Source organism: Fervidobacterium gondwanense DSM 13020, from assembly GCF_900143265.1.
In the GTDB taxonomy this organism is placed as follows: domain Bacteria; phylum Thermotogota; class Thermotogae; order Thermotogales; family Fervidobacteriaceae; genus Fervidobacterium; species Fervidobacterium gondwanense.
In genome coordinates this window covers 50,788-72,295 of sequence record NZ_FRDJ01000009.1, presented here as the reverse complement: position 1 = coordinate 72,295, position 21,508 = coordinate 50,788, and the positions used below count along the sequence as shown (strand labels likewise).

General features: G+C 39.1%; 21 protein-coding genes, 1 tRNA gene and 1 pseudogene. 9 read left to right on the top strand and 14 right to left on the bottom strand.

What is annotated here, in order from left to right; all coding sequences use genetic code 11:
• Window positions 1-253 (bottom strand): annotated as a pseudogene (locus BUA11_RS07915) (IS21 family transposase); the annotation flags it as partial.
• An 85-nt stretch (window positions 254-338) separates the two neighbouring features.
• Here BUA11_RS07915 and trmFO point away from each other — a divergent pair.
• Window positions 339-1,607, top strand: coding sequence for a methylenetetrahydrofolate--tRNA-(uracil(54)-C(5))-methyltransferase (FADH(2)-oxidizing) TrmFO (gene trmFO, locus BUA11_RS07910; RefSeq protein ID WP_072760264.1), 1,269 nt, complete (start codon window positions 339-341; stop codon window positions 1,605-1,607).
• Window positions 1,608-1,637: 30 nt separating this feature from the next.
• A complete protein-coding gene (locus tag BUA11_RS07905; protein WP_072760251.1) occupies window positions 1,638-3,032 on the top strand; it encodes an MATE family efflux transporter in 1,395 nt (464 codons plus the stop codon).
• Window positions 3,033-3,045: 13 nt separating this feature from the next.
• Here BUA11_RS07905 and pcm read toward each other — a convergent pair whose 3' ends face one another.
• The 3 genes from pcm to BUA11_RS10235 are packed head-to-tail and all read right to left on the bottom strand — an operon-like array spanning window position 3,046 to window position 6,138.
• Window positions 3,046-3,642, bottom strand: a complete 597-nt coding sequence (gene pcm, locus BUA11_RS07900; RefSeq protein ID WP_084634414.1) for a protein-L-isoaspartate O-methyltransferase — start codon at window positions 3,640-3,642, stop codon at window positions 3,046-3,048.
• A gap of 15 nt (window positions 3,643-3,657) precedes the next feature.
• Window positions 3,658-4,608 carry a calcium/sodium antiporter gene (locus BUA11_RS07895; protein WP_072760249.1) on the bottom strand — a complete coding sequence of 317 codons (951 nt, stop codon included), beginning with the start codon at window positions 4,606-4,608 and terminating at the stop codon, window positions 3,658-3,660.
• Between the two features lie 45 nt (window positions 4,609-4,653).
• Window positions 4,654-6,138 (bottom strand): GGDEF domain-containing protein, encoded by a 1,485-nt coding sequence (locus BUA11_RS10235; protein ID WP_084634413.1) that lies wholly within the window; start codon window positions 6,136-6,138, stop codon window positions 4,654-4,656.
• Between the two features lie 402 nt (window positions 6,139-6,540).
• On the opposite strand from BUA11_RS10235, the gene gap reads away from it, so the two are divergent.
• The 7 genes from gap to BUA11_RS07855 all read left to right on the top strand — a co-directional run bounded on the left by gap (window position 6,541) and on the right by BUA11_RS07855 (window position 11,926).
• The gene (gap, locus tag BUA11_RS07885; RefSeq protein WP_072760248.1) at window positions 6,541-7,539 is read left to right on the top strand and encodes a type I glyceraldehyde-3-phosphate dehydrogenase; all 999 of its coding nucleotides are present in this window, start codon (window positions 6,541-6,543) and stop codon (window positions 7,537-7,539) included.
• 94 nt (window positions 7,540-7,633) lie between these two features.
• Complete coding sequence (locus tag BUA11_RS07880) at window positions 7,634-8,833, top strand: phosphoglycerate kinase (RefSeq protein WP_072760247.1); 1,200 nt, start codon at window positions 7,634-7,636, stop codon at window positions 8,831-8,833.
• A 14-nt stretch (window positions 8,834-8,847) separates the two neighbouring features.
• Window positions 8,848-9,600 carry a triose-phosphate isomerase gene (tpiA, locus tag BUA11_RS07875; protein ID WP_281246568.1) on the top strand — a complete coding sequence of 251 codons (753 nt, stop codon included), beginning with the start codon at window positions 8,848-8,850 and terminating at the stop codon, window positions 9,598-9,600.
• 149 nt (window positions 9,601-9,749) lie between these two features.
• Window positions 9,750-9,840: transfer RNA gene (locus BUA11_RS07870), tRNA-Ser, on the top strand.
• A gap of 101 nt (window positions 9,841-9,941) precedes the next feature.
• Window positions 9,942-10,397, top strand: a complete 456-nt coding sequence (locus BUA11_RS07865) for a ribosome maturation factor RimP (RefSeq protein ID WP_072760243.1) — start codon at window positions 9,942-9,944, stop codon at window positions 10,395-10,397.
• 29 nt (window positions 10,398-10,426) lie between these two features.
• Window positions 10,427-11,461, top strand: coding sequence for a transcription termination factor NusA (gene nusA, locus BUA11_RS07860; RefSeq protein ID WP_072760241.1), 1,035 nt, complete (start codon window positions 10,427-10,429; stop codon window positions 11,459-11,461).
• Between the two features lie 15 nt (window positions 11,462-11,476).
• Window positions 11,477-11,926 carry a Fur family transcriptional regulator gene (locus BUA11_RS07855; protein ID WP_072760239.1) on the top strand — a complete coding sequence of 150 codons (450 nt, stop codon included), beginning with the start codon at window positions 11,477-11,479 and terminating at the stop codon, window positions 11,924-11,926.
• A 13-nt stretch (window positions 11,927-11,939) separates the two neighbouring features.
• On the opposite strand, the gene BUA11_RS07850 is transcribed toward BUA11_RS07855, so the two are convergent.
• From BUA11_RS07850 to BUA11_RS07805, 10 genes are all read right to left on the bottom strand, one after another.
• Window positions 11,940-13,139 carry a ComEC/Rec2 family competence protein gene (locus tag BUA11_RS07850; protein WP_072760260.1) on the bottom strand — a complete coding sequence of 400 codons (1,200 nt, stop codon included), beginning with the start codon at window positions 13,137-13,139 and terminating at the stop codon, window positions 11,940-11,942.
• A 105-nt stretch (window positions 13,140-13,244) separates the two neighbouring features.
• Window positions 13,245-14,456, bottom strand: coding sequence for a 2,3-bisphosphoglycerate-independent phosphoglycerate mutase (locus BUA11_RS07845; protein ID WP_072760237.1), 1,212 nt, complete (start codon window positions 14,454-14,456; stop codon window positions 13,245-13,247).
• A 90-nt stretch (window positions 14,457-14,546) separates the two neighbouring features.
• A complete protein-coding gene (locus BUA11_RS07840; protein WP_072760235.1) occupies window positions 14,547-15,743 on the bottom strand; it encodes an aminopeptidase in 1,197 nt (398 codons plus the stop codon).
• Window positions 15,744-15,771: 28 nt separating this feature from the next.
• Entirely contained in the window at window positions 15,772-16,263 is a 492-nt protein-coding gene (locus tag BUA11_RS07835) for a hypothetical protein (protein ID WP_072760233.1), read from the bottom strand.
• Window positions 16,260-17,180, bottom strand: a complete 921-nt coding sequence (locus BUA11_RS07830; protein WP_072760231.1) for an SPFH domain-containing protein — start codon at window positions 17,178-17,180, stop codon at window positions 16,260-16,262. The genes BUA11_RS07835 and BUA11_RS07830 overlap by 4 nt, the downstream gene beginning before the upstream one ends.
• Window positions 17,181-17,214: 34 nt before the next feature.
• Window positions 17,215-17,676, bottom strand: a complete 462-nt coding sequence (locus BUA11_RS07825; protein ID WP_072760229.1) for an NfeD family protein — start codon at window positions 17,674-17,676, stop codon at window positions 17,215-17,217.
• A 48-nt stretch (window positions 17,677-17,724) separates the two neighbouring features.
• Window positions 17,725-18,534, bottom strand: coding sequence for an HD-GYP domain-containing protein (locus tag BUA11_RS07820; protein WP_072760227.1), 810 nt, complete (start codon window positions 18,532-18,534; stop codon window positions 17,725-17,727).
• Between the two features lie 44 nt (window positions 18,535-18,578).
• Complete coding sequence (gene thrS, locus BUA11_RS07815; protein WP_072760225.1) at window positions 18,579-20,504, bottom strand: threonine--tRNA ligase; 1,926 nt, start codon at window positions 20,502-20,504, stop codon at window positions 18,579-18,581.
• Window positions 20,504-20,905, bottom strand: a complete 402-nt coding sequence (locus tag BUA11_RS07810; RefSeq protein WP_072760223.1) for a hypothetical protein — start codon at window positions 20,903-20,905, stop codon at window positions 20,504-20,506. Before BUA11_RS07810 ends, thrS begins: the two co-directional genes overlap by 1 nt.
• 13 nt (window positions 20,906-20,918) lie before the next feature.
• Window positions 20,919-21,476, bottom strand: coding sequence for an HD domain-containing protein (locus BUA11_RS07805; protein ID WP_072760221.1), 558 nt, complete (start codon window positions 21,474-21,476; stop codon window positions 20,919-20,921).
• Between the last annotated feature and the right edge of the window lie 32 nt (window positions 21,477-21,508).

Below are 21,508 nucleotides of genomic sequence, written 5' to 3'. Positions count from 1 at the left end.
TCTCATCTTTTGATTTTAAATACTCATAAACACCCTTGACTGTAACTCCTTTGATAGCAAGCTTTGATTTTATCTCATCATAGTATTTGTCCAATTTACTTGGTTTATTTCTATTCTTAGGTTTTCCTTCATAACCCTCATAATACTTTTTTACTGTTCTTCTGTCTATCCCATATATTCTTGCAAGTTCTGAAAAGTTAGGTTTCATTTTCATCGCCCTTATCATGTTTAAATGTGCTGTTAAGTTCTGCATTTGATATCCCTCCTCACTATGAGAAAGGATATCATATCAATGTACAATTTTGTACATCCTTATATTCCACTTTCAGTACATTTTTATTTTATCATTAACAGTAGGTGCTGGTCTTGCTGGTAGTGAAGTGGCTTGGCAGATTGCAAGTCGAGGTCATCAGGTTATAATACATGAGATGAAAAAGATTAAGAAATCACCAGTGCATAAGAGCGACAAATTCGCAGAGTTGGTTTGTAGTAACTCACTTAAGTCTTTCGAATTGAAAAATGCAGAGGGCTTACTCAAGGCTGAGATGAATATCTTGGGAAGCCTTATTTTGAGTTGTGCTGAGAAAACAAGAGTGCCGGCTGGAAAGGCTTTGGCGGTTGATAGAGAAAGGTTTTCCGATTGTATAACCGAAAAGCTTATTCAAAATGAAAATGTTAGTGTTGCGGAGGAAGAGGTATACTGGCCTTCGGAACAAGGAATATGGGTCATTGCAACCGGACCAACTACGGATGGTCCTTTAGCTGAATGGATTTCAAAAATGACAGGTGGTATGTTCAATTTCTTCGATGCTGTCGCACCTATACTTAGCGCTGATAGTATCGATATGAGTATTTGCTACGTTGGAGATAGGTACGGAGTCGGAACTGGTGATTACATAAACTGCCCGATGGATAAGGAAGAATACGAGGCATTTTGGAACGCGCTGGTCAACGCCGAGGTTATAGAGATGGAAGATTTTGATAGAAAATTGTTATTTGAAAGATGCCAACCAATAGAAGAAATTGCGCGGAGCGGTAAGGACGCTATGAGGTATGGACCATTGAGACCTGTTGGATTGAATGATCCAAGAACAGGTAAGGAACCTTATGCTGTTGTTCAGTTGAGAAAAGAGAATCTGGAAGGCACGATGTACAATATCGTTGGCTTTCAGACCAGGCTGAAATGGGGCGAACAGAAAAGGATTATTCAGATGATTCCTGGACTGCAAAATGCCGAAGTCCTAAGATACGGAGTAATGCACAGAAACAGCTATATAGATTCACCTAAGGTGCTTGATAGATTTCTTAGGTTAAAATCGATGCCGAACGTTTTCTTTGCGGGACAGATTACTGGGGTTGAAGGGTATGTAGAATCTGCTATGACTGGGTTGTACGTGGGATTAAACGTTGCACGATTGCTGGACGGAAAAGAGCTAGTAGAATTACCATCGAATACAATGTGCGGAGCTCTGATAAATTACATAACAACGGCGAGTGAACTTAAACCAATGTATGCAAATTTCGGGCTCTTACATGCAGGAAAGAACAGAGAAAAAGTTGCACTCGAAGCGATTGAGACTATGAAGAAATTCCGTATCTCAATATGAACCACCAAGAATTTTCCGAGGAGTGAAAATATGGATAATAGAAGCGGAGCTGTTGGAAACAAAAACTTGGAATTATTGCTCGGTGATTACAAAAAGGCAATTGTAAGGCTTTCTATTCCCAACATGATTGCCATGCTTGTTCAGACGTTGTATAACCTCGTTGATGCGATATGGGTTGCAGGTCTCGGGGCATCTGCCCTTGCGGGCATGGGGGTATTCTTTCCAATTTATATGGTAATCATCTCAATAGCGACTGGTATTACCGTTGGTACAAGTTCAGCTATATCAAGAAAAATCGGCGCAAAGGAATACGAAAAAGCGGGAAATGTTGCAAGTAATTCACTGTGGTTGGCGGTTGCAATTGGCACTCTCACAACTCTGATTGGAATAGCAACGCTAAGACCTATTCTCAAATTAGCTGGTGCTGAAGGACAAACGCTTAATTACGCCTATACCTATGGACTCATAATTTATCTTTTCAGTATCCCTCTAATGTTCAACAACGCCGGAACTGGAATTCTGCGTGGGGAAGGCAATTCAAAAACTCCCATGTATATAGTCACATTGAGCTCAGTTTTGAACATGATTCTTGATCCAATATTCATTTATGTGTTAAGACTTGGAATTGCAGGTGCTGCCTGGGCTACTGGAATATCGATAATAATAGCAAGCTTAATGATTTTTATCCAGATCTTTGTGAAAAAGACATTCTTGAAAGTAGATATGAGTGCTTCAAACCTAAAAGTCAGTTATTTGAAAGATATATTGATAGTCGGATTTCCAACCGCACTCGCACAAGTAACGATGTCGATAGCTATCTACTTTTTGAACATGTTCGCACTAAAAAGTGCGGGCGATACTGGAGTTGCTACATTTACCGGTGCTTGGAGAATTATAAACTTAGGTACTCTGACAATTATAGGCATTTCTTCAGCGGTAACGCCAGTGACAGGAGCTGCATACGGTGCAAGAGACTTTAACAAACTTGAAAATTCACTGAAGTATGCGATAAAATTCGCCGAGTTGTTCAGCATTCCAATCATGTTAGGAATATTTATTTTTTCGAAGCAGCTTGCTTTCCTATTTGCATATGCCAAAGCATCCGGCGAATTGCTTGATAACATCTCTTCTGCTTTGAAAATCTTGTGTCTATTCCTTCCCGGAACGCCGTTGGGAATGCTGACATCTGGTATGTTCCAAGGTATAGGGCACGGTTTCAAGAGTTTATTTGCAACGATTATCCGAACGATTATATTTCAACTCTTTTGGACGTGGCTATTTGTGGATATAATAAAGATAGGACTTTCTGGTGTGTGGTGGGGAATTGTAGTAGGTAATGCATCAGCTTCGCTTGTGACATATACCTGGGGACAATGGACGATAAGGAAGTTAAAAGAAGAAAGTGCTTTGCTTCAACAAGAATAACAAAATGAAAGATCTAAACCATTGGAACGAACCTGACGTTTAGTAAATCTTCTTCTACTAAGTGCTTACCATCTTTCTTAACACGTTTTAACGTCTGTACAAATTCATTACCGACAGGTATGACTAAAATCCCGCCGTCTCTCAGCTGCTGTAAGAGAACAGGAGGGATTTTTTTTGCGTAACATGTGACCGAAATCTTATCGTAAGGCGCGTAATCTTCAAGGCCAATTTTACCATCACCAAGAATTACATGCACATTCTTTAAACCGAGCTGAGAAAGTCGCTCTAAGGCTGATTTATATAATTCCGGAACTATCTCGACTGTGTAGACATTTCCACTCTTTCCAACAATAATAGACATTACAGCAGCACTATAACCACTTCCAGTGCCTATTTCCAATACACTATCCCCTTCTTGTAAACATAAGTATTCACACATAATTCCAACCATATGTGGAGCGGATATAGTTTGACCATAACCTATCGGAAGTGGTGTATCGTAGTAAGCAGCATCCTTATACTCATCTGGTACGAAAAGTCTCCTGTCTATAATATTCATTGCTTCTATAACTTTCTTAGATACTCCATAATACTCGAGGTGTTCGTACAGGCATCTCAGCCTCCATTAACCTCTAATGATCAGATAGACAGTGTAGCCGATGTATGACAAAAATAAGAGTAAACCTTCCAATCTGTTGATTTTGAGATCTTTCGAGAATATTGTAAGTAGGGCAGTTACAATGAGGAGTAAAGTTAAGTCCACATTCAGAACAGTGTTATACAAAACAGGATTTATAACAGCAGTCGCACCTAAAATGAAGAAAATGTTGAATATGTTAGAGCCAACAATATTTCCAAGCCCAATTTCACTGTTACCTTTTATCATAGCAGTAACTGAAGTCGCTAGCTCAGGTATCGAGGTACCAGCCGCAACTATCGTTAAACCTATCAATTTATCTGAAACTCCAAAAAACTTGGCCACATCGGTTGCCCCAGTTACGATCCATCGACCACCGAATGTCAATCCAATAAGTCCGCCTACTACATAGACTATTGAAATTATTAGACTTGTTTCTTTCAATTTTCCCTTTTCCATTTCCTCGAACATGCTTCTGTCCTTCTTTGCCATTTCAAACACGTAAGCTAAGAATATAGCAAAGAACGAAAGCAAGACGATTCCATCGCCACGGGTGATTAGGCTTGGCACTTTGTTTCCAAGTGCTAATACTGTAAGCGCTGCTATGAAGCTTAATGGAATTTCCTTCTTTAGTGTTGAGTAGTGAACCTCAATAGGTCTTATCATCGCAGAAATTCCGGCTACTGCTAATATATTGAATATGTTGCTTCCAATGATGTTTCCCAGCGCGATCTCAGAATTCTTTTTGAAAGCAGAGACGATGTTTACAGCAAGTTCAGGCGCGGAAGTACCAAACGATACGATAGTTAGGCCAATCACCAAATCAGAAACTCTCAATCGCTTCGCGATATTCGAAGCCCCTTCAACGAGTTTATCCGCACCAAAGCTAACAAGGAAGAATCCAACTAAAAGCAACAAAAAACTGAAGAACAAGTTCATTCACCTCTCGATGATTTGTATTTTTATAGTACGTTCTGGTATATATTATAAGACAGTTGTTCGATTTTTGCCATTCTCTTTCGAAATGTACAATGCTTCATCGCATCTTTTCAAGAAACTTTCAATACTGTCTTCACCTTTCAATTGGGAAACACCTAAACTCACTGTAACTTTGTAAGGTTTATCTCTGAACCTCTCCTCCACTCTAATTCGTATTCTCTCAGCAATAGAATACGCTGCGTTGATATCAGCTTCTGGCAGAAGTACCAAAATCTCTTCGCCCCCCATCCTTATTGGAAAATCACTCGTACGAATACTCTTTAATATAACATCGGCTATATCCTTCAGCACTTCGTCGCCTGTATTATGACCGAAAGAGTCATTTATCTTCTTAAAGTTGTCAGCATCGATATATATTGCAGACAGCGGCATTTTATCGGCTTTACTTGTAACATACAATCTCTCGATTTGGTTGTTGAACACGTATCTGGTTAATAATCCAGTCAGCATATCTTTTTCAAGCATCATTCTTATCTGTTCATTAAGAGTTCTGAGACTTACATTCTTGCTTTCGAGTTCTTTCAAATAGAGATTTATCTGTTCTTTTTGCAAAAGGTAATTCTTTACAGTCCGAGCTAAATTTCCTATCTCATCGTTTCTGTAGATGTATTTTTCAATAGTGTCTGGCGTATGATTGTCTATGGCGTAGATTATATCGTCAAAAGGTGATAATGCGAGTTTATGAAGTCTATTGTAGAAGAGGAGAAAGACAAATAATGTGAATCCAACACTCATGGAAAGTAATAAGAATGAGAAAAGCAAATATCGTGATAAGAAAACCGCGTGTCTTTTAAAGACAGCATATCCTACGATATTGCCACTTTCATCCCTAAGTTCCTTTGAATAAACCAAATAGCGGAAGGTTGATGATAATGGTTTGTCTGAAAAAGCAACGGAGCTTCCAGTCATGTTTTCAAATTCTACGAAATCGGAAACTTTCCAAACCCTTCCTAAAATAAGAAAATTGTTGTGCGAACTATTTGTAAAAACTTTTGAGATTTTTTCATCCAAATTGAAGACAAAAACATCGACAGGTAAACTTGATGAAGGATTTATGAAAAAGTAATCGATGTTATCTATAGTCTTTATGTTTAGCGTTGAAAGATATTTCTGGGCATCAAAAATTATGTCACCATTTAACGCTTCATAGTACAGTAGCCCATTTTGTTCAAGCATGGCTATGAACGAAAACCCAAGGCTCTTAAATAGCTCTTTCAGTTCTTCTCTTGTGATGTCATAGACAGCAGTATCCTGTGGAACTAAGAAATGTGAAAGGATTCTGTGTACGCTTTTTCTCAGATTTGTTTTATCATAGTCTAAAATCGCATCAACTGAATTACCAAATGATGTTAGTTCTTGTTGGAAATTTACTTTTAAATTGTAGACAAGTATGAATGACATAGCAATTATAAATCCAATGAGCAATAACATAGAAATGATAGCCAATTTCTTTAATTCTTGTGCTATCACAATACATCCCCCTGCCTCTTTACTGTTCTTTTAGTTTCTTTTCGAAAGCATTATAACATATCAAGAAATATTTAAAACAAGAGAAATCTTTGAAATATGCATATGTAGGTAATAATAAGTGAAAATAAGAGGGTGAATGTTTAATGACTCGTAAGTACTTGATATTGTACAGTCGATATTGCTTAATTTCGTTTTCTGTGATATAATAATGTCGAACTATTCTAAAAAAAGAAGTTCTTTCTTACTTATATTCTTGTATACTCGTGTATGCTCCGAAAAATGTTTAAAAATTAACCTTGAATATATAGCAAATGTAATATTTATATTGTACAATTTTTCACGAGCAGGAATGAAGAATTCGAAGAAGGTATTCTACATCAGAAGTTTGAAGGAGGGAGAAAGATGAAGATAGCTATTAACGGTTTTGGAAGGATAGGAAGGCTCGTATTGAGGGAACTCATCCGCCGCAACAGCAACATTGAAGTAGTCGCTATTAACGATTTGGATAAACCAGAAACTTTAGCGCATCTTTTCAAGTACGACTCTGTACACAGAACATTCGATGGAGAAGTTAAAGTTGTTGATGGAAACATCGTAGTAAACGGCAAAACGATAAAGGTTTTCGCAGAAAAGGACCCAGCGAACCTTCCATGGAAAGACCTTGGTGTCGATGTTGTTATTGAATCAACAGGTAAGTTCACAGAAAGAGATGGAGCGATGAAGCACATTCAAGCAGGAGCGAAGAAAGTTATAATCACAGCTCCAGCAAAAGGTGAGGACATAACAGTAGTATTCGGTTGTAACGAAGATAAACTCGCACCAGAGCACCAGATTATTTCATGTGCATCTTGTACAACAAATTCAATAGCATCAATTGTTAAAGTACTCAACGATGAGTTCGGAATAGTCACAGGATACCTCGTAACAGTCCACAGCTACACAAATGACCAGAGAGTTCTTGACTTACCACACAAGGATTTGAGAAGAGCAAGAGCTGCAGCGATGAATATTATTCCAACAACAACAGGCGCAGCTAAGGCAGTTGCTCTCGTCGTTCCAGAAGTAAAGGGTAAACTCGACGGAATGGCTCTTAGAGTTCCAACTCCAGATGGTTCTATGTCAGTTTTGAGCGTACAGGTGGAAAAAGCAACAACAGCGGAAGAAGTAAACGCAAAAGTTAAAGCTGCTACAGAGGGCAAACTCAAAGGCATCATTAAGTACAACGACGAAGAGATCGTCAGCTCTGACATAATTGGAACAACATACGCAGGTATCTACGATGCAACACTCACAAAAGTTATGAATGGAACATTCGTAACAGTCTACAGCTGGTACGATAACGAATACGGTTACACCTGCAGAGTTGTTGATACAATCGAGAAAGTTGCAACGATGCTTTAATTTTGAAACCAAATAAGGGGGGGACTTGTCCCCCTTTTTTCTACTGTTTCTATAATTCTTCATGTTTGATAAGAAATTTATGGAGGTGAATAAGATGGAAAAGTTAACGATAAGAGATGTTGAGCTCAAGGGTAAAAGGGTAATAATGAGGGTCGACTTTAATGTTCCGACAAAAGAAGGTAAAGTTACGGACGATACAAGGATAGTCGAGGCTCTTCCAACAATAAAATACGCTCTCGATAACGGTGCAAAGGTAATTCTTCTCTCACACCTCGGCAGGCCAAAGGGGGGTCCAGATCCTAAATATACGCTGAAACCAGTTGCAGATAGACTTGCAGAGCTTTTTGGCAAGGAGGTAAAATTCGTACCTGCACTTTACGGAGAAGAGGTCGAGAAAGCTGTCGCCGAGCTAAAAGAAGGCGAAGTCTTGATGCTTGAAAACACAAGGTTCGATGCAGGCGAGGAAAAGAACGATCTTGAACTTGCAAAAAAATGGGCAAGTTTAGCGGATCTCCACGTTAACGATGCATTCGGTACAGCTCACAGAGCCCATTCAAGTAACGTCGGTATTGCGCAGTACATTCCATCAGTTGCTGGTTTCTTGATGGAAAAGGAAATTAAATTCCTTGCCAAAGCAACACTCAACCCAGATAAACCTTATGTAGTCGTTCTTGGCGGTGCGAAGGTTTCCGACAAGATAGGGGTTATCACAAACCTTCTCAGCAAGGCAGATAGAATAATCATCGGTGGCGCTATGATGTTCACATTCTGGAGAGCACTCGGCAAACAGACAGGAAATTCTCTCGTTGAAGAGGATAAAATTGAACTTGCAAAACAGATGCTTGAGCAGGCAAAAGAGAAAGGTGTTGAGCTTGTTATACCAACCGATGCTGTATGTGCACAGAAGATGGAGGCTGGGGTTGAGAAGAAAGTCTTCACATGCGAAGAAGGCATTCCAGAAGGTTGGAGCGGTTTTGATGTAGGACCAGCGAGCATTGAGCTTATAAAATCAAAACTTGCCGATGCAAAGACTGTTGTGTGGAATGGACCACTTGGTGTGTTTGAAATCGAAGATTTTGCAGCTGGAACGAAGGCTGTTGCCGAATTCATTGCTTCATTGACTGAAAAAGGTGTAACAACAGTTGTTGGCGGTGGAGACAGCGCAGCAGCAGTCTCTCAATTTGGTCTTGAGAAGAAGTTCAGTCATGTATCAACAGGTGGCGGTGCTTCTCTTGAATTCTTAGAAGGTAAAGAACTGCCTGGTATCACATCAATCGCAGATAAAAAAAAATAATTAACAGGAGATTTATTCTTGCTGGAAATTGGAAAATGAATAAAACACCCAGTGAGGCGCAATTCTTTGCAAATACGCTAATGAATGCGCTTGCTGGGTTTAATTCTTTTGACATATACGTAGCCCCTGTATTTGTTGCACTTGATAGGGTTCGGGAAGTAGTAAGTTCAAGCAATATAAAACTTGCTGCTCAAAACATGTATTTTGAAGATATTGGAGCTTTCACCGGTGAAGTATCACCAAAAATGCTTAAAGAACTCGGCGTAGAGGCAGTTATAATTGGACACAGCGAGAGAAGAAAGATATTCGGAGAAACCGATGAGCTTATCAACAAGAAGGTTAAGAAAGCGTTGAAAGAGGGACTAACTCCAATTTTCTGTATAGGTGAAACATTGGAAGAAAGGGAAAAAGGATTGACGTTCTGCGTCTTGGAAAAGCAAGTTCGTGAAGGTCTTTACGGAATTTCAGCAGATGAGGTTACAAGAGTTGTAATAGCGTACGAACCAGTATGGGCAATTGGAACAGGAGTTGTTGCGACACCTCAACAAGCACAAGAAGCTCATGAATTTGTGAGAAAATTGCTCGGTCAAATATATGGCGAAGAAGTTGCTCAGTCAGTTACAATACTCTACGGCGGTAGTGTTACGCCTGAAAATTTCTTCGGATTGTTTGTAAAGAAGGACATCGATGGTGCTCTTGTTGGAGGAGCAAGCCTAAAAGAAAGCTTTGTTGAATTAGCTAAGATTATGTCAAAAGTAATCTGCTAAGAGCGAAGACCTGAAGAATGACAAAGGTATGTCCCTCATGGGACATACCTTTTTTCTAAAATTGTCAGAATCTGTTTTTTGTAACGCTGAATCTTGAATTTTTGAAACTATGTGGTATAATAATAATGCTCATTTCACGAACTGACAAAGGAGAGGTGGCCGAGGGGTCTAAGGCACACGCCTGGAGAGCGTGCGGTGGCCACAAACCACCCGTGGGTTCAAATCCCACCCTCTCCGCCAGATTTTCGAAGCCGAGAAAGTGTATTTGTAAAACCGGGACAACTGTCCCGGTTTTTCGATTATCCTTTTCGAAAAAAAATTATGAGGTGGAGGCGGTTGCAATGCTAAGTGCGAAGGAAATAGAAAAGAGAGTTGCGGAGTTGGTTAAGCCAGTTGTTGAAAAACATGGCCTTGTACTCTTTGATGTGAAGTACAAATTGCAGTCTGGAAGATGGATACTGACTATTGTGATTGACAAACTCGAAGATTACGTTAGCACTAAGGACTGTGAAAATGTATCGTACGAAGTTGAAAGAATCTTAGATTCAGAAGACTTGATCCCAGGAAGATATTATCTCGAAGTTTCTTCACCAGGACTCGATAGACCTCTACGAAGCATAGACGACTTTAAGAGATTTGTTGGAAGTTATGCAAAAGTTAAGACCACAAAAACGGTTAGAGGTTACATTAGAAACGTTGATACCGAAAATGAAAAGATTGTAATCGAAGTTGATGGAAAAGAAATTACGTTTGATTACAAAGATATCAAATCTGCTAATTTAGAGATAGAAGAATAACAATGGATTGATAGGAGGTAGATTGAGCGATGAACAGCCCGATGTTGTTAGAGGCATTGAGAGAACTTGAAAGAGAAAAAGGAATTTCTGTAGAAGAATCGATTAGCATACTCGAGAAAGCTATCATGAGCGCTTACAAGAACAAGACAGGAGAAAGAAACGTCGAAATAGTTATTAACAGACTTTCAGGAGAGATAGAAGCTTATCAGCTCCTTGAAGTTGTCGACAAGGTTGAGAACGACACGCTCCAGATCTCCTTGGATGAGGCACTGAAAATCAAACCGGACGCAGTGATCGGAGACATTGTGAAGAAGAAAATGAACGTTAAAAAACTCGGCAGGTTTGCGATACAAGTTGCAAAACAGGTCCTTGTTCAGAAAATTAGAGAGATTGAAAAAGAAAAGCAGTACGAACGGTATTCAGAGCTTGTTGGACGAGTTGTTGTTGCTGAAGTGTTGAAAGTTACACCCGAATGGCTCGATATTCGTATAGGTAAACTCGAGACGCACTTACCGAAAAAGGAATGGATACCCGGCGAAGTCTTTGAGCAATCGGATTTCATAAAGGTGTATGTAAGAGAAGTAAAGAAAGATAAAAAAGGACCAAAGATAATAGTTTCACGAACGGATCCAGAGTTTGTGACTGGATTACTTAAACTTGAAGTGCCTGAACTGGAGAATGGCACGGTCGAAATAGTAAAAGTTGTGAGAGAACCAGGAGTGAGAACGAAAATCGCTGTCATTTCGAAGGATCCAAAGATAGACCCAGTTGGTGCTTGTATTGGTAACGAAGGTTCTCGAATTGCATCCGTCTTAAAAGAACTCAAGATAGAAAAGATAGATATAATCAAATGGTCGGAAGATCCAAAAGAATTAATTGCAAACGCTTTGCTGCCTGCTTCCGTCATTGAAGTTGAAATTCTCGACTACGAGGCAAAGGCTTCGCGAGTGCTTGTCTCGCCAAATCAGTTGTCTCTGGCTATTGGCAAAGCAGGACAGAATGCAAGACTTGCAGCAAAACTTACAGGCTGGAAAATAGATATTAAGCCTGTTATGAACGCATAACGAAGGGGCGAGAATATGCACGTAGATAGCTTAAAAAAAGAGCTTAAAGATCGGAAATGCCGAATGACTCCTCAACGTGAACAAGTGTTGAAAGTCTTTATCGAAACAAATAGTGAGCATCTTGGAGCTGAAGAGGTTTACAGATACCTTATAAGCAGAAAATTGAATGTCAGTAAGGCAACGGTATATAGAACTATAGATTTACTCGTCGAACTCGGCTTTTTGAGAAGACTTCAATTTGATGAAGGCGTTTTCAGATATGAATTGGTTGATAAGGAAGAGAAACATTCACATTTTATCTGTACTTCATGCGGAAAGATCTACGAGTTGAAGGGTGAGCTTTCTCCTGAAAATGTTATGAGAGAATATTTGCAACTAATGAGTAGTAAAGGGTACATTATCGAAGAGGTCGATTTAAAGTTCAGAGGTCTTTGTCCGAAATGTACAAAGAAGAAGAAAAAATAAAAGAATTTTTTCTTTATATATTACGCGGTACCATATTTAGGTTGGTACCGCGTTTATTTTCTATAACTATCGCTATGAATATTACGTATGTCAATGCAAATGCTATTGTTATTGAAGGGTGTCGCGGTATAGTAGGGAATTTTGATAGCGTTTGAGCAACGAGTTTCACAAACCAAGCAAATGGTGAGAGTGCATACAGCACAAATGACGAGAGGTAGTACATTTTACTGGAGAAAAGTAAATAGCTAATTGTTAATCCAAACATTATTATCTGCACTGGAATGGAGACAATTATAGTGCCTACTATCGAAAATGGATTAACTGGATTAATTAGCGAAACGTAAGGAGCACTACCAAGAAAACCTCCGACATTTGTCAAAATTTTATTGTCGCATACCAGCACACCAATTGTGGCAAAAAACGTCATGTAAAAGGACAGTGAGTAAACGATTTCCGGATTTGCAATGATCATCGCTGTTCCAATAATAGATACAGTATTTATCGGATTTATCTTATAGTCAGCTAATTGAAAGATTGAAGATAGCACTAACATAAGAAGTGCTCTAAAGGCAGGAAGGTTCATACCAGAACCGATGACAAAAATTGTTGGAAATAGCAGTGATAAAATTATTCTGAGAAATTTCCTGTGTGTTACAAGTTTCACTATTGAAAGAGCGAATAGATATAGCAAAGATACATGCATGCCAGAAACACAAAATATATGATACAAACCGCTTTGTATAAAATCTTCGTCTCTCGCCGCTGAACCGAAGAGGCTTTCGTAAAATGGATTGATCTTACTTACATACCTTCGAAAGGCTTCGAAGTGATTGTAAATTCTGTGTTTGAAGGAATTGTAGTTCGTTGCTGTTGCTAAGTAAGTTGGCTTGGCATAATAGAAAGGATAACTGTTTCTGCGTCGCAACTCGCCTTTGAAATAGACTATGGTATCTAACTTTTCCTCGTTGTACAATAAAACATCAAAGCCTAACTTTTTCCAGTTCACTCCATCAAAGTATGATAGTTTCAGAATTGAAGAATTGTTTTGAACGCTCTTAACTACACCAACGAATTCCGTTTTAACAGTCACATTTCCGACGAATCCGAGATTTACAATGAAGAATATAAGAAACGCCAAGCCAATTCTTGGCTTTTTGAAAAACAAGAGTGGAATTGCCAAAAAGAAAAGTGGGAACTTATAATAAGCTCCCACTAACGCACCTAAAATTGCACACCCGAAGTAGTAAAATGATGTGTAAATTTGTATCCCCCCAAGATACTCCCCCACATTTCACTCTAAATTATTTAGGATTTCTTATTACGCACCGAATTTCTCAAATTTTCCTGAATATGCCATTATTAAGTTCATAACGTCTGTTGCATGAATTGTACCAATTGTCCCCCTTGCACATTCAAATTCGTTGAATGCTTTGGAAAGGCCTTTTCTTGTGTATTTTGCGCAGAACATAATTGGTACTGGATGGAATGAATGTCCTTTCATGGCACATGGTGTTGAATGGTCGCCTGTTACAACTAACACATCGGGATTAAGTGCAAGTATTTCTGGGATTATTTTATCAACGTTTTCTATAACATGCACCTTGTCGTCAAATTTTCCATCCTCGCCGTATGAATCCGTCTTTTTAATATGTACGAAGAAGAAGTCGTAGTCATTCCATTCTGTTTTCAAAGTCTCGATTTCATCTTCTATTGTCTGTCCGGTTGGAATAATCGTCATTCCGACTAATTTTGCTAACCCTTTGTACATTGGGTAGACTGCGATAGCTCCCGCTTTCAATTTGTAAACTTCCGGGAATTGTGGAAGTTGTGGGTATTTTGAAAATCCCCTTACAAGTGCGAAGTTCAGCTTTGGTTGGTCTTTTAGAACTTCTTTGATTCTCTCCAAAAGTTTGTTAACTATCCTTGCTGTCTTTTCTGCTTCTGGTGAAAGCGCAGAGGTGAATTTTATCGGCTTCCCCTCTTTTTGTGGATCGGCGTCTTCAATTTTGTCTGAAAGGCCTTCCCCTGTTAGTTTGAGGACAAATCTGTGTTCTTTGCCAGGGTAGAACTGAACTTTTACGTCTTCTATTTCCTTGATGTTTGCGTTAAGAATTTCCACTACCTTAGCGCTTTCTTCAGTTGCTGGCCTTCCAGCTCTTCTGTCAACTACGATGTCACCTTGTATTGTTGCAAAATTTCCTCTTGCAACAACATCGAGTTCTCCAACATCGATATCTTCGCCAAGAGCTTCGAGAATTCCACGGCCTATCTGGTATCTAATTGGGTCGTATCCAAAAAGGCTAAGATGCCCTGGTCCACTACCTGGTGTTATTCCTTGAAGAACTGGGATTGTCTGACCAAGGTCACTCATCTGTGCAACTTTATCAAGGTTTGGAGTATTTGCTTTCATAAGTGGTGTCAAGCCTTCTTCATTTGGAAGATCACCGATACCATCCATAACCAAAAGAACAATCTTGCTGCTGTTTGGCGTTATTAATTCATGAACGAACTGTTGTTTGTCAAAGCTCATAACTTTTACCTCCTTTTAGAAAAATTAAACTATAAGTGATTTAATTCACAAAATATTATAACACAGCTTTTGATATTCGTGTAGAGAAGTTTAAATTTGCCAAAGGCCGTTTTTCATTAATTGATATTCCTTACCGCCTTTAATCCCGTAGACATTCATTTTGTCATTGCCAACCATGAAGTCTACATGTGTAATGCTCATGTTTATACCAGCGTTCTCTGGATCTCCACCAAAGCTCTCAACACAAGTTGGGTATGCTCGTCCCAATGCAAAATGCGAAGCCGCATTTTCATCGTACAGTGTGTTGTAGAAAACTTTTCCAAGTTTATATATTGGTGATGTCACATCGACAAGTGCAACCTCACCAAGATATGATGCTCCTTCATCAGTAGCTATAAGTTGCTGTAAGACCTCTTTTCCTTTCTTTGCATCAAAGTTTATAACCTTTCCATCTTTGAATTCGAGCCAGAACTCATCTATAATATTTCCTTGGTATACCAACGGCATGCTACTTGAGACTTTTCCATTAACCCCATATTTATACGGGGCTGTAAACACTTCTTCAGTTGGGATGTTTGGTAAGAAAGGTACACCATTAACATCGTGTTCTACACCGCTTAGCCAAAGATGAGCGCGTGGCAATTCAACAACTAATTCTGTACCAGGTCCTTCGTATCTCAATGCCTCAAATTTCATCTCATTAAGGTAGTCCTTTCTATTTTTAAGATTTTCCAGATGCTTGAGTAACGCATCATATCCATTTTCATCTATTCTTGCCATATATAGGATATCGTTCCAAAGTTGTGTAATGTCTTCTGTGCCGTAAACTTTTCGTGCCCATTCAGGATTTGGTACGCCAGCGACGCACCACCTGTTTTTATTCATCATCGTTCGTTCCATAATCTCTTTGAAAGCTATTTGTCTTGCTTTCGTGGCTGCACCTATTCTCTGGGCTGGTACGTCGGCAAGCAGATCCGCATACGAACCAACCAATGAGACGGTAGCAGCACCGTCTTCGAGAAAGCTTTTTGCCATTTCTATCTCCCAGTTGTATATGTTAGTAATTACCTCTTCGGGTGCTTTTAGTAATTTTTGCCTGGAGATGTAAGTATCGTTCCATACGACAAGTACTTCTTTTGCACCTAAATCGTAAGCCTGTTCGACGAAAATCCTTACGAAGTCTTTGTGATCCACAGAAGCGTTCACGATTAACTTTTGTTGATTTTGCAAGTTTACCCCAATCTTAAGTATAGCCTGAGAATAGTTCACAAAAAGCTTTTTTTTCATCACTAAAACTCCTTTCGTTAGTTTAAACTCAATCAGTCTGAACGAGTGAAAATACCAGTCCAACTATGAGTCCGAAAAAACCTATGTCAGAAGCGCAAATGGTCAGTGAAGTTAAAAAACTTATTATACAAAGCACGTAGAATTTCAAAATATTAGCGAAAAATCTTCCCAGATTCTTTTCTAATATAAATCTTGAATACTCTGAGTGATCTGCGCCAAGTGAGAGTACAAGTAATCTGAATCTCTTGTCCATTGAGTACACAGCAACAAGCAATTTATAGACCAGGAAGACGGAAGACATAATAATAAAGAATAGATAAGCAAGATATAGATTATCGACGTAATACCAAACAAGCGTCATGATGCTTAGCATCATCACGTCGTTAAAAAGAAACAGCGGCTGGTATCTAACACGAGCTCTTTTAGATATTATATTGTAAGAAACTAAGAGCCCAACTATACTTCCAACAAGTGTACTGATGCCACTACCGAACAATATGTTTAGAAAAGGCGTTATCATTGTTGCTTTTTGTCCTCCACTTTTCTATCTTTAAACAATTCTGCCATAGCACCCACAGATGATAAAACGGATGAGGCTTCAAGAGGTAAGAATATCTTCGTTGCTTGTCCATTAGCAACTTCTTTAAGAGTTTCAAGGTACTTTATAGCTATTAGGTCGTTTGTTGGATTACCGTCGTGGATCGCTTTGAAAACGTTCACAATAGCTAATGCTTGACCTTCTGCCTCTGCTATCAGCTTGTATTTATTAGCCTCTGCGACTCTCTTTATTGCTTCCGCTTCACCTTCAGCCTTTAATATCGCAGCCTGCTTTTCACCTTCAGCTTTCAATATTTCAGACTGTCGAATACCTTCTGCCTCAAGGATTGCTGCCCTTTTTGTTCTTTCAGCCTTCATCTGTTTACTCATTGCTTCCATTATATCTTTTGGTGGATCTATCTTCTTGATCTCGACTCTCGTAATCCTAATTCCCCATTTATCAGTCGCTTCGTCTAATACTGTTCTTAACTTTGCATTAATACTCTCTCTCGACGTAAGGGTCTGGTCAAGCTCCAGTTCACCTATGACATTTCTCAAGTTTGTTTGCGCAAGTTTTATAGTTGCAAATTCAAAGTTGTTGACATTGTACACTGATTTGAATGCATCTGTTACTTCGTAATAGATAACAGCATCGACCACTACAACCACGTTATCTTTTGTAATGACCTCTTGAGGTGGTACATCGATAACATGTTCGCGCATATCAACCTTTATCATGCGATCAAAGAATGGGATTATGAAGTGTAAACCTGAACGCACTTCTTTTTTAAACTTTCCAAGCCTTTCTATCAATCCGCGTTCGTACGGTCTTACAATTCTGATACCAGTAGCAGCAATTATTAACAACAAAAACGCTATAGCAAGAAGAACTATGTACATCACGACCCCTCCTTTTCAAATAATTTCAGTGCCATTAATCAGATTCCTTAGATTCCGCCGAACTTGATGGTCGCACAACTACATGTGCTCCTTCCACTTTTTCTATAATTACCTTTGCACCTTCGTTGATTATTATATGATCCTCAATCGAAACAGCTCTCCACATATCGCCGTTGACCTTTACAACGCCTTTTCCTTTGATGTTATCGATACGCTCAATTACTATTGCCTCTTTACCAATTATTTCATCTACATTAATGCTTCTAACTTCTTCACCTGTTAATTTCTTTGCCAATTTTCTTGTCAACAAAACCAATACTCCAGACACCACTATGAAAGTGAGAAGTTCGATAAGTGTGTTTTCGTAAAAATACGCAACAACAGCAGCAGCAAGACTACCGATTCCAAACCAAAAGATGAAAAATGTGGGTGTGAATATCTCTATTACCATTAGCACGACCCCAAATACGATCCAAAAAGCAACAGGTGATAACATTTCAATCCCCCCTCTACTTGAATGTTGCCAGTGCTAAGAAACGTTGATTCATACTTCGATTTTGTGCACCGTCTGCATGAATTCTACAAATTTGTTAACCAAATCCGGATCAAAGAATGTTCCAGCCATTCTCTTAATTTCGTTTATCGCCTGTTTCGGTGTCTTTATCTCACTGTCCCAGTCTGCAGAGACGAAATTTGTCACTTCATCATAGTAGTCGAGAATAGCTATGATTCTCGCAAAGTACGGTATGTCTGTTCCTTTCAGTTTGTCCGGAAAACCTGTACCGTCCCATTTTTCATGATGGTTCCTAACTGTTGGTATGTATCTCCAGAGGCTTTCATGTATTGATAGGTATATAGTTCCCATTGTTGGATGGTCTTCGTAGTGCGTTTCGAACGTTCTTAACCTTGTTGGAGAGTAAAGCATCAGCTGTTCAATTGCTATCTTTCCAACATCATGGAGCAAGGCGTGGTTTTTTAAATCCTCTACTTCTTCCGGTTTCATGTTAAGGTACATTGCAAAGCCTTCCGCTATCTTTGCAACCCTTTGGGAATGTGAAAAACCATATCTGTCTTCAACTTCTGTTAAAACTATAAGGTTGACAAACATTGAGCGTAATATCTTCTCTATATCACGTTCTGCAGGGGACAGCAACCCTGCCTTTTTTGCATAGAATGACAATATGTCTCCGTAACTTGATTCATCATCCTTAAACTGCGCGATTAGTACACCATTTGTCTTGATGACTATATATCCATTCTGTTCGAATATGCACGTACCTTTTTCTGTGTCATGACAGATTGGATCCATTCCAAATGCAGATCTGAACTCTTTCAAAAGCTTCTCTGGTAACAAATTACCACCTCACTTTTTGCGTTCGGATTGTTGAACATTAAGGGTTAAAAACTCAGTGTTGAGCTTTTCACAAATATCTCATGCTTCACTCTTTCAACAAAATCTTTCAACTCTATGTCGTGGAGATCTTTTCCTTCCCTTGTTCTGAGCGATATTTTCCCCGTCTCCTTTTCTTTCTCACCAACTATTATCATGTATGGTACTTTCTTCAACTGATTTTCACGTATCCTGTAACCAAGTGTTTCGTTTCTATCATCCAATTCAACTCTGATACCGTTTTTATCTAATTCTTGATATAAATTACGTGCATACTCCACGTACTTTTCGGAAACAGGTAATACAACTACTTGAACCGGAGCAAGCCACGTTGGGAACGCGCCCGCGAAGTGTTCTATGAGTATACCGAAAAATCTTTCGATTGAACCATACAGCGCTCTGTGGATCATGACAGGTCTTTTTTCCATACCGTCAGCGTCTTTATACGTGATATTGAATCTTTCTGGCATTTGGAAGTCGAGCTGTATCGTTGCACACTGCCATTCCCTTCCGATGACATCGCGTACGTGAAAATCGATCTTCGGTCCGTAGAATGCTCCTTCACCTTCAGCAACCACAAATGGTACACCCGTTTCTTCAAGGGCATTTCTTAGAGCTACGGTTGCTTTTTCCCAAGTTGCTTCGTCGCCCATATGATCTTCAGGCATAGTGCTGAGTGTTGCCCTGTATGTGAAGCCGAACACGCTGTATAATTCGTTTATGAATCTCACAACATTCGTTACTTCTTCGACAATTTGATCTTCACGACAGAATATGTGAGCGTCATCTTGCGTAAACGTTCTGACTCTCAGTAAACCATGCAAAACGCCACCGCGTTCGTATCTGTGGACTCTACCGAATTCAAACAATCTGATCGGAAGATCTTTGTAAGAGATTGGTCTATTCTTATAGATAAGAATGTGCCCCGGACAGTTCATAGGCTTTACAGCGTAAGTTACTTCCTCTTTTTCGGTGAAATACATGTTGTTTTTATAGTGATCCCAGTGTCCGCTCTGCCTCCACAGTTTCTCGTGCATTATAAGTGGTGTGCCAACTTCTTTGTAACCGTACTTTTTATGGAGCTTTCTCGATAACTCCATCAACTCTTTCAGAATTGTCATTCCATATGGAAGGAATATCGGCATTCCGGCTGCAACATCTGTATTTATGAAGAAAAGTTCTAGTTGAGGGCCGAGTTTCCTGTGGTCCCTTTTCTTAGCCTCTTCAAGCATTTTTAAATAACTTTCGAGTTCATCTTTCTTTGAAAATGCTGTTCCGTATATTCTTTGAAGCATTGGATTCTTTTCGTTGCCTCTCCAGTAAGCACCAGAAACAGATAATAATTTGAAATGCTTAACCTTACCTGTGCTCGGTAGATGAGGACCACGACACAAATCAACGAATTCTCCTTGTCTGTAAAAACTTACCTTCTCATCCGGTATCTCCTCTATAAGCTCTACTTTGTATGGTTGGTTCTTTTTCTTCATCAGCTCTATCGCTTCGTCCTTTGGCAACTCAAAACGCTCAATTTTTAAGTCCTCTTTTATTATCTTCTTCATTTCTTCTTCGATTTTTTCCAAGTCTTCTTCAGCGATCTTTGCATTAGCAATATCGAAATCGTAGTAAAAACCATTTTCGATTGTTGGACCGATGCCAAGCTTGACATTCTCTTCGCCATAGATGCGCATTACTGCCTGAGCCATAATGTGAGACATCGTGTGTCTATAAATCTCTACCGCTTCTGGGTCGTCTAATTTAACAATCTTTAATTCACAGTCGTAATCAATAGGTCTTTCTAAGTCCCAAAGTTGTCCATTTACCAACGCACCGGCAGAATTTCTCCACAGACCTTCTGAAATGTCCTTAGCAATTTGTCCTGGCGTCACACTTCCTTCGTATCTTCTTACACTTCCATCCGGTAACTTTATTTCCATTATCTTGCACCTCCGAGCTCTAATTTTCTATATGCATAAACGAATAAAATTACATTAACAATATAACCATAAACATATGAAAACGGATAGAGATAATAGTAAGGTAGCAAAAATATCACAGCTTGTAACAATGATGCGCTCCAAGGATAATAAAAATTATCTCTGTACAATTCTATCATAATTATAAAAAACGTAATAGCAACCCATATTAAACTTAAATTCATCGCTGCAAAACTTTGATATGAAACAGAGAATATCAACAGCCTTGCAATTTTCAAAGTTGGCTTTTCCTCCACAACTGACTCAAACAAGAAATACAAGGGAGTTATACTAAAATAATCTCTAAAAACGTTATCAACAAAAACAGCTGAAAAAGAGATAATCCAAGGTACAAAATTCATGTTACACCTCTTTTTACAGACCTATCTTATCTGATATTTCTTTCATCGCTTCGAGTGCTAATGTGTAAAATTCCTCTAAGCTAAGCCCTATGTTTTCGCAAGATTTCATCTGCTCTCTGTTTGCACCTTTTGCAAATCCCTTCTCTTTAAACCTATTAAGTAAGAAAGGAACATCTACAACCTCGAGCTTTTTTTCAGGTCTTATTAAAGCCGCGGCTACTATGAATCCACTTGTTGGATCCACCGCATAAAGTGCCTTTTCCATAGTTGTCTCGGGCGTTTTCTTCTCGCAGTGAGCTAGTATAGCGTTTTTTATTTCATCGCAAACCTTCCCATTAAGAATCTCTACACTTTTGAGCCCATGCTCTTCTGGTTTGTCTTTTGTATAGTCGTAATCAAGATCGTGGAGTAAGCCCGCAAGTCCCCATACCTCTTCGTCTTCACCAAAGTGCTTTGCCAATTTTCTCATGATAGCTTCGCACGCAAGACAATGATTTATAAGATTTTTGTTTGAAACGTGCGTTCTCAAGAGTATTAAAGCTTCTTCTCTGTTCAATTTGCATCCCTCCATGTGCGTTCTCGCTATCAGTTACTTATATTAAG

Coding starts and splice junctions, on each gene's coding strand:
- BUA11_RS07805 (WP_072760221.1), bottom strand. CDS start 21,476: ATGGAGGGATGCAAATTGAACAGAGAAGAAGCTTTAATACTCTTGAGA.
- BUA11_RS07855 (WP_072760239.1), top strand. CDS start 11,477: ATGCACGTAGATAGCTTAAAAAAAGAGCTTAAAGATCGGAAATGCCGA.
- BUA11_RS07905 (WP_072760251.1), top strand. CDS start 1,638: ATGGATAATAGAAGCGGAGCTGTTGGAAACAAAAACTTGGAATTATTG.
- BUA11_RS07840 (WP_072760235.1), bottom strand. CDS start 15,743: ATGAAAAAAAAGCTTTTTGTGAACTATTCTCAGGCTATACTTAAGATT.
- BUA11_RS07845 (WP_072760237.1), bottom strand. CDS start 14,456: ATGAGCTTTGACAAACAACAGTTCGTTCATGAATTAATAACGCCAAAC.
- BUA11_RS07810 (WP_072760223.1), bottom strand. CDS start 20,905: ATGAATTTTGTACCTTGGATTATCTCTTTTTCAGCTGTTTTTGTTGAT.
- nusA (WP_072760241.1), top strand. CDS start 10,427: ATGAACAGCCCGATGTTGTTAGAGGCATTGAGAGAACTTGAAAGAGAA.
- BUA11_RS07865 (WP_072760243.1), top strand. CDS start 9,942: ATGCTAAGTGCGAAGGAAATAGAAAAGAGAGTTGCGGAGTTGGTTAAG.
- BUA11_RS07880 (WP_072760247.1), top strand. CDS start 7,634: ATGGAAAAGTTAACGATAAGAGATGTTGAGCTCAAGGGTAAAAGGGTA.
- gap (WP_072760248.1), top strand. CDS start 6,541: ATGAAGATAGCTATTAACGGTTTTGGAAGGATAGGAAGGCTCGTATTG.
- thrS (WP_072760225.1), bottom strand. CDS start 20,504: ATGGAAATAAAGTTACCGGATGGAAGTGTAAGAAGATACGAAGGAAGT.
- BUA11_RS07825 (WP_072760229.1), bottom strand. CDS start 17,676: ATGTTATCACCTGTTGCTTTTTGGATCGTATTTGGGGTCGTGCTAATG.
- BUA11_RS07835 (WP_072760233.1), bottom strand. CDS start 16,263: ATGATAACGCCTTTTCTAAACATATTGTTCGGTAGTGGCATCAGTACA.
- BUA11_RS07895 (WP_072760249.1), bottom strand. CDS start 4,608: ATGAACTTGTTCTTCAGTTTTTTGTTGCTTTTAGTTGGATTCTTCCTT.
- BUA11_RS07830 (WP_072760231.1), bottom strand. CDS start 17,180: ATGTACATAGTTCTTCTTGCTATAGCGTTTTTGTTGTTAATAATTGCT.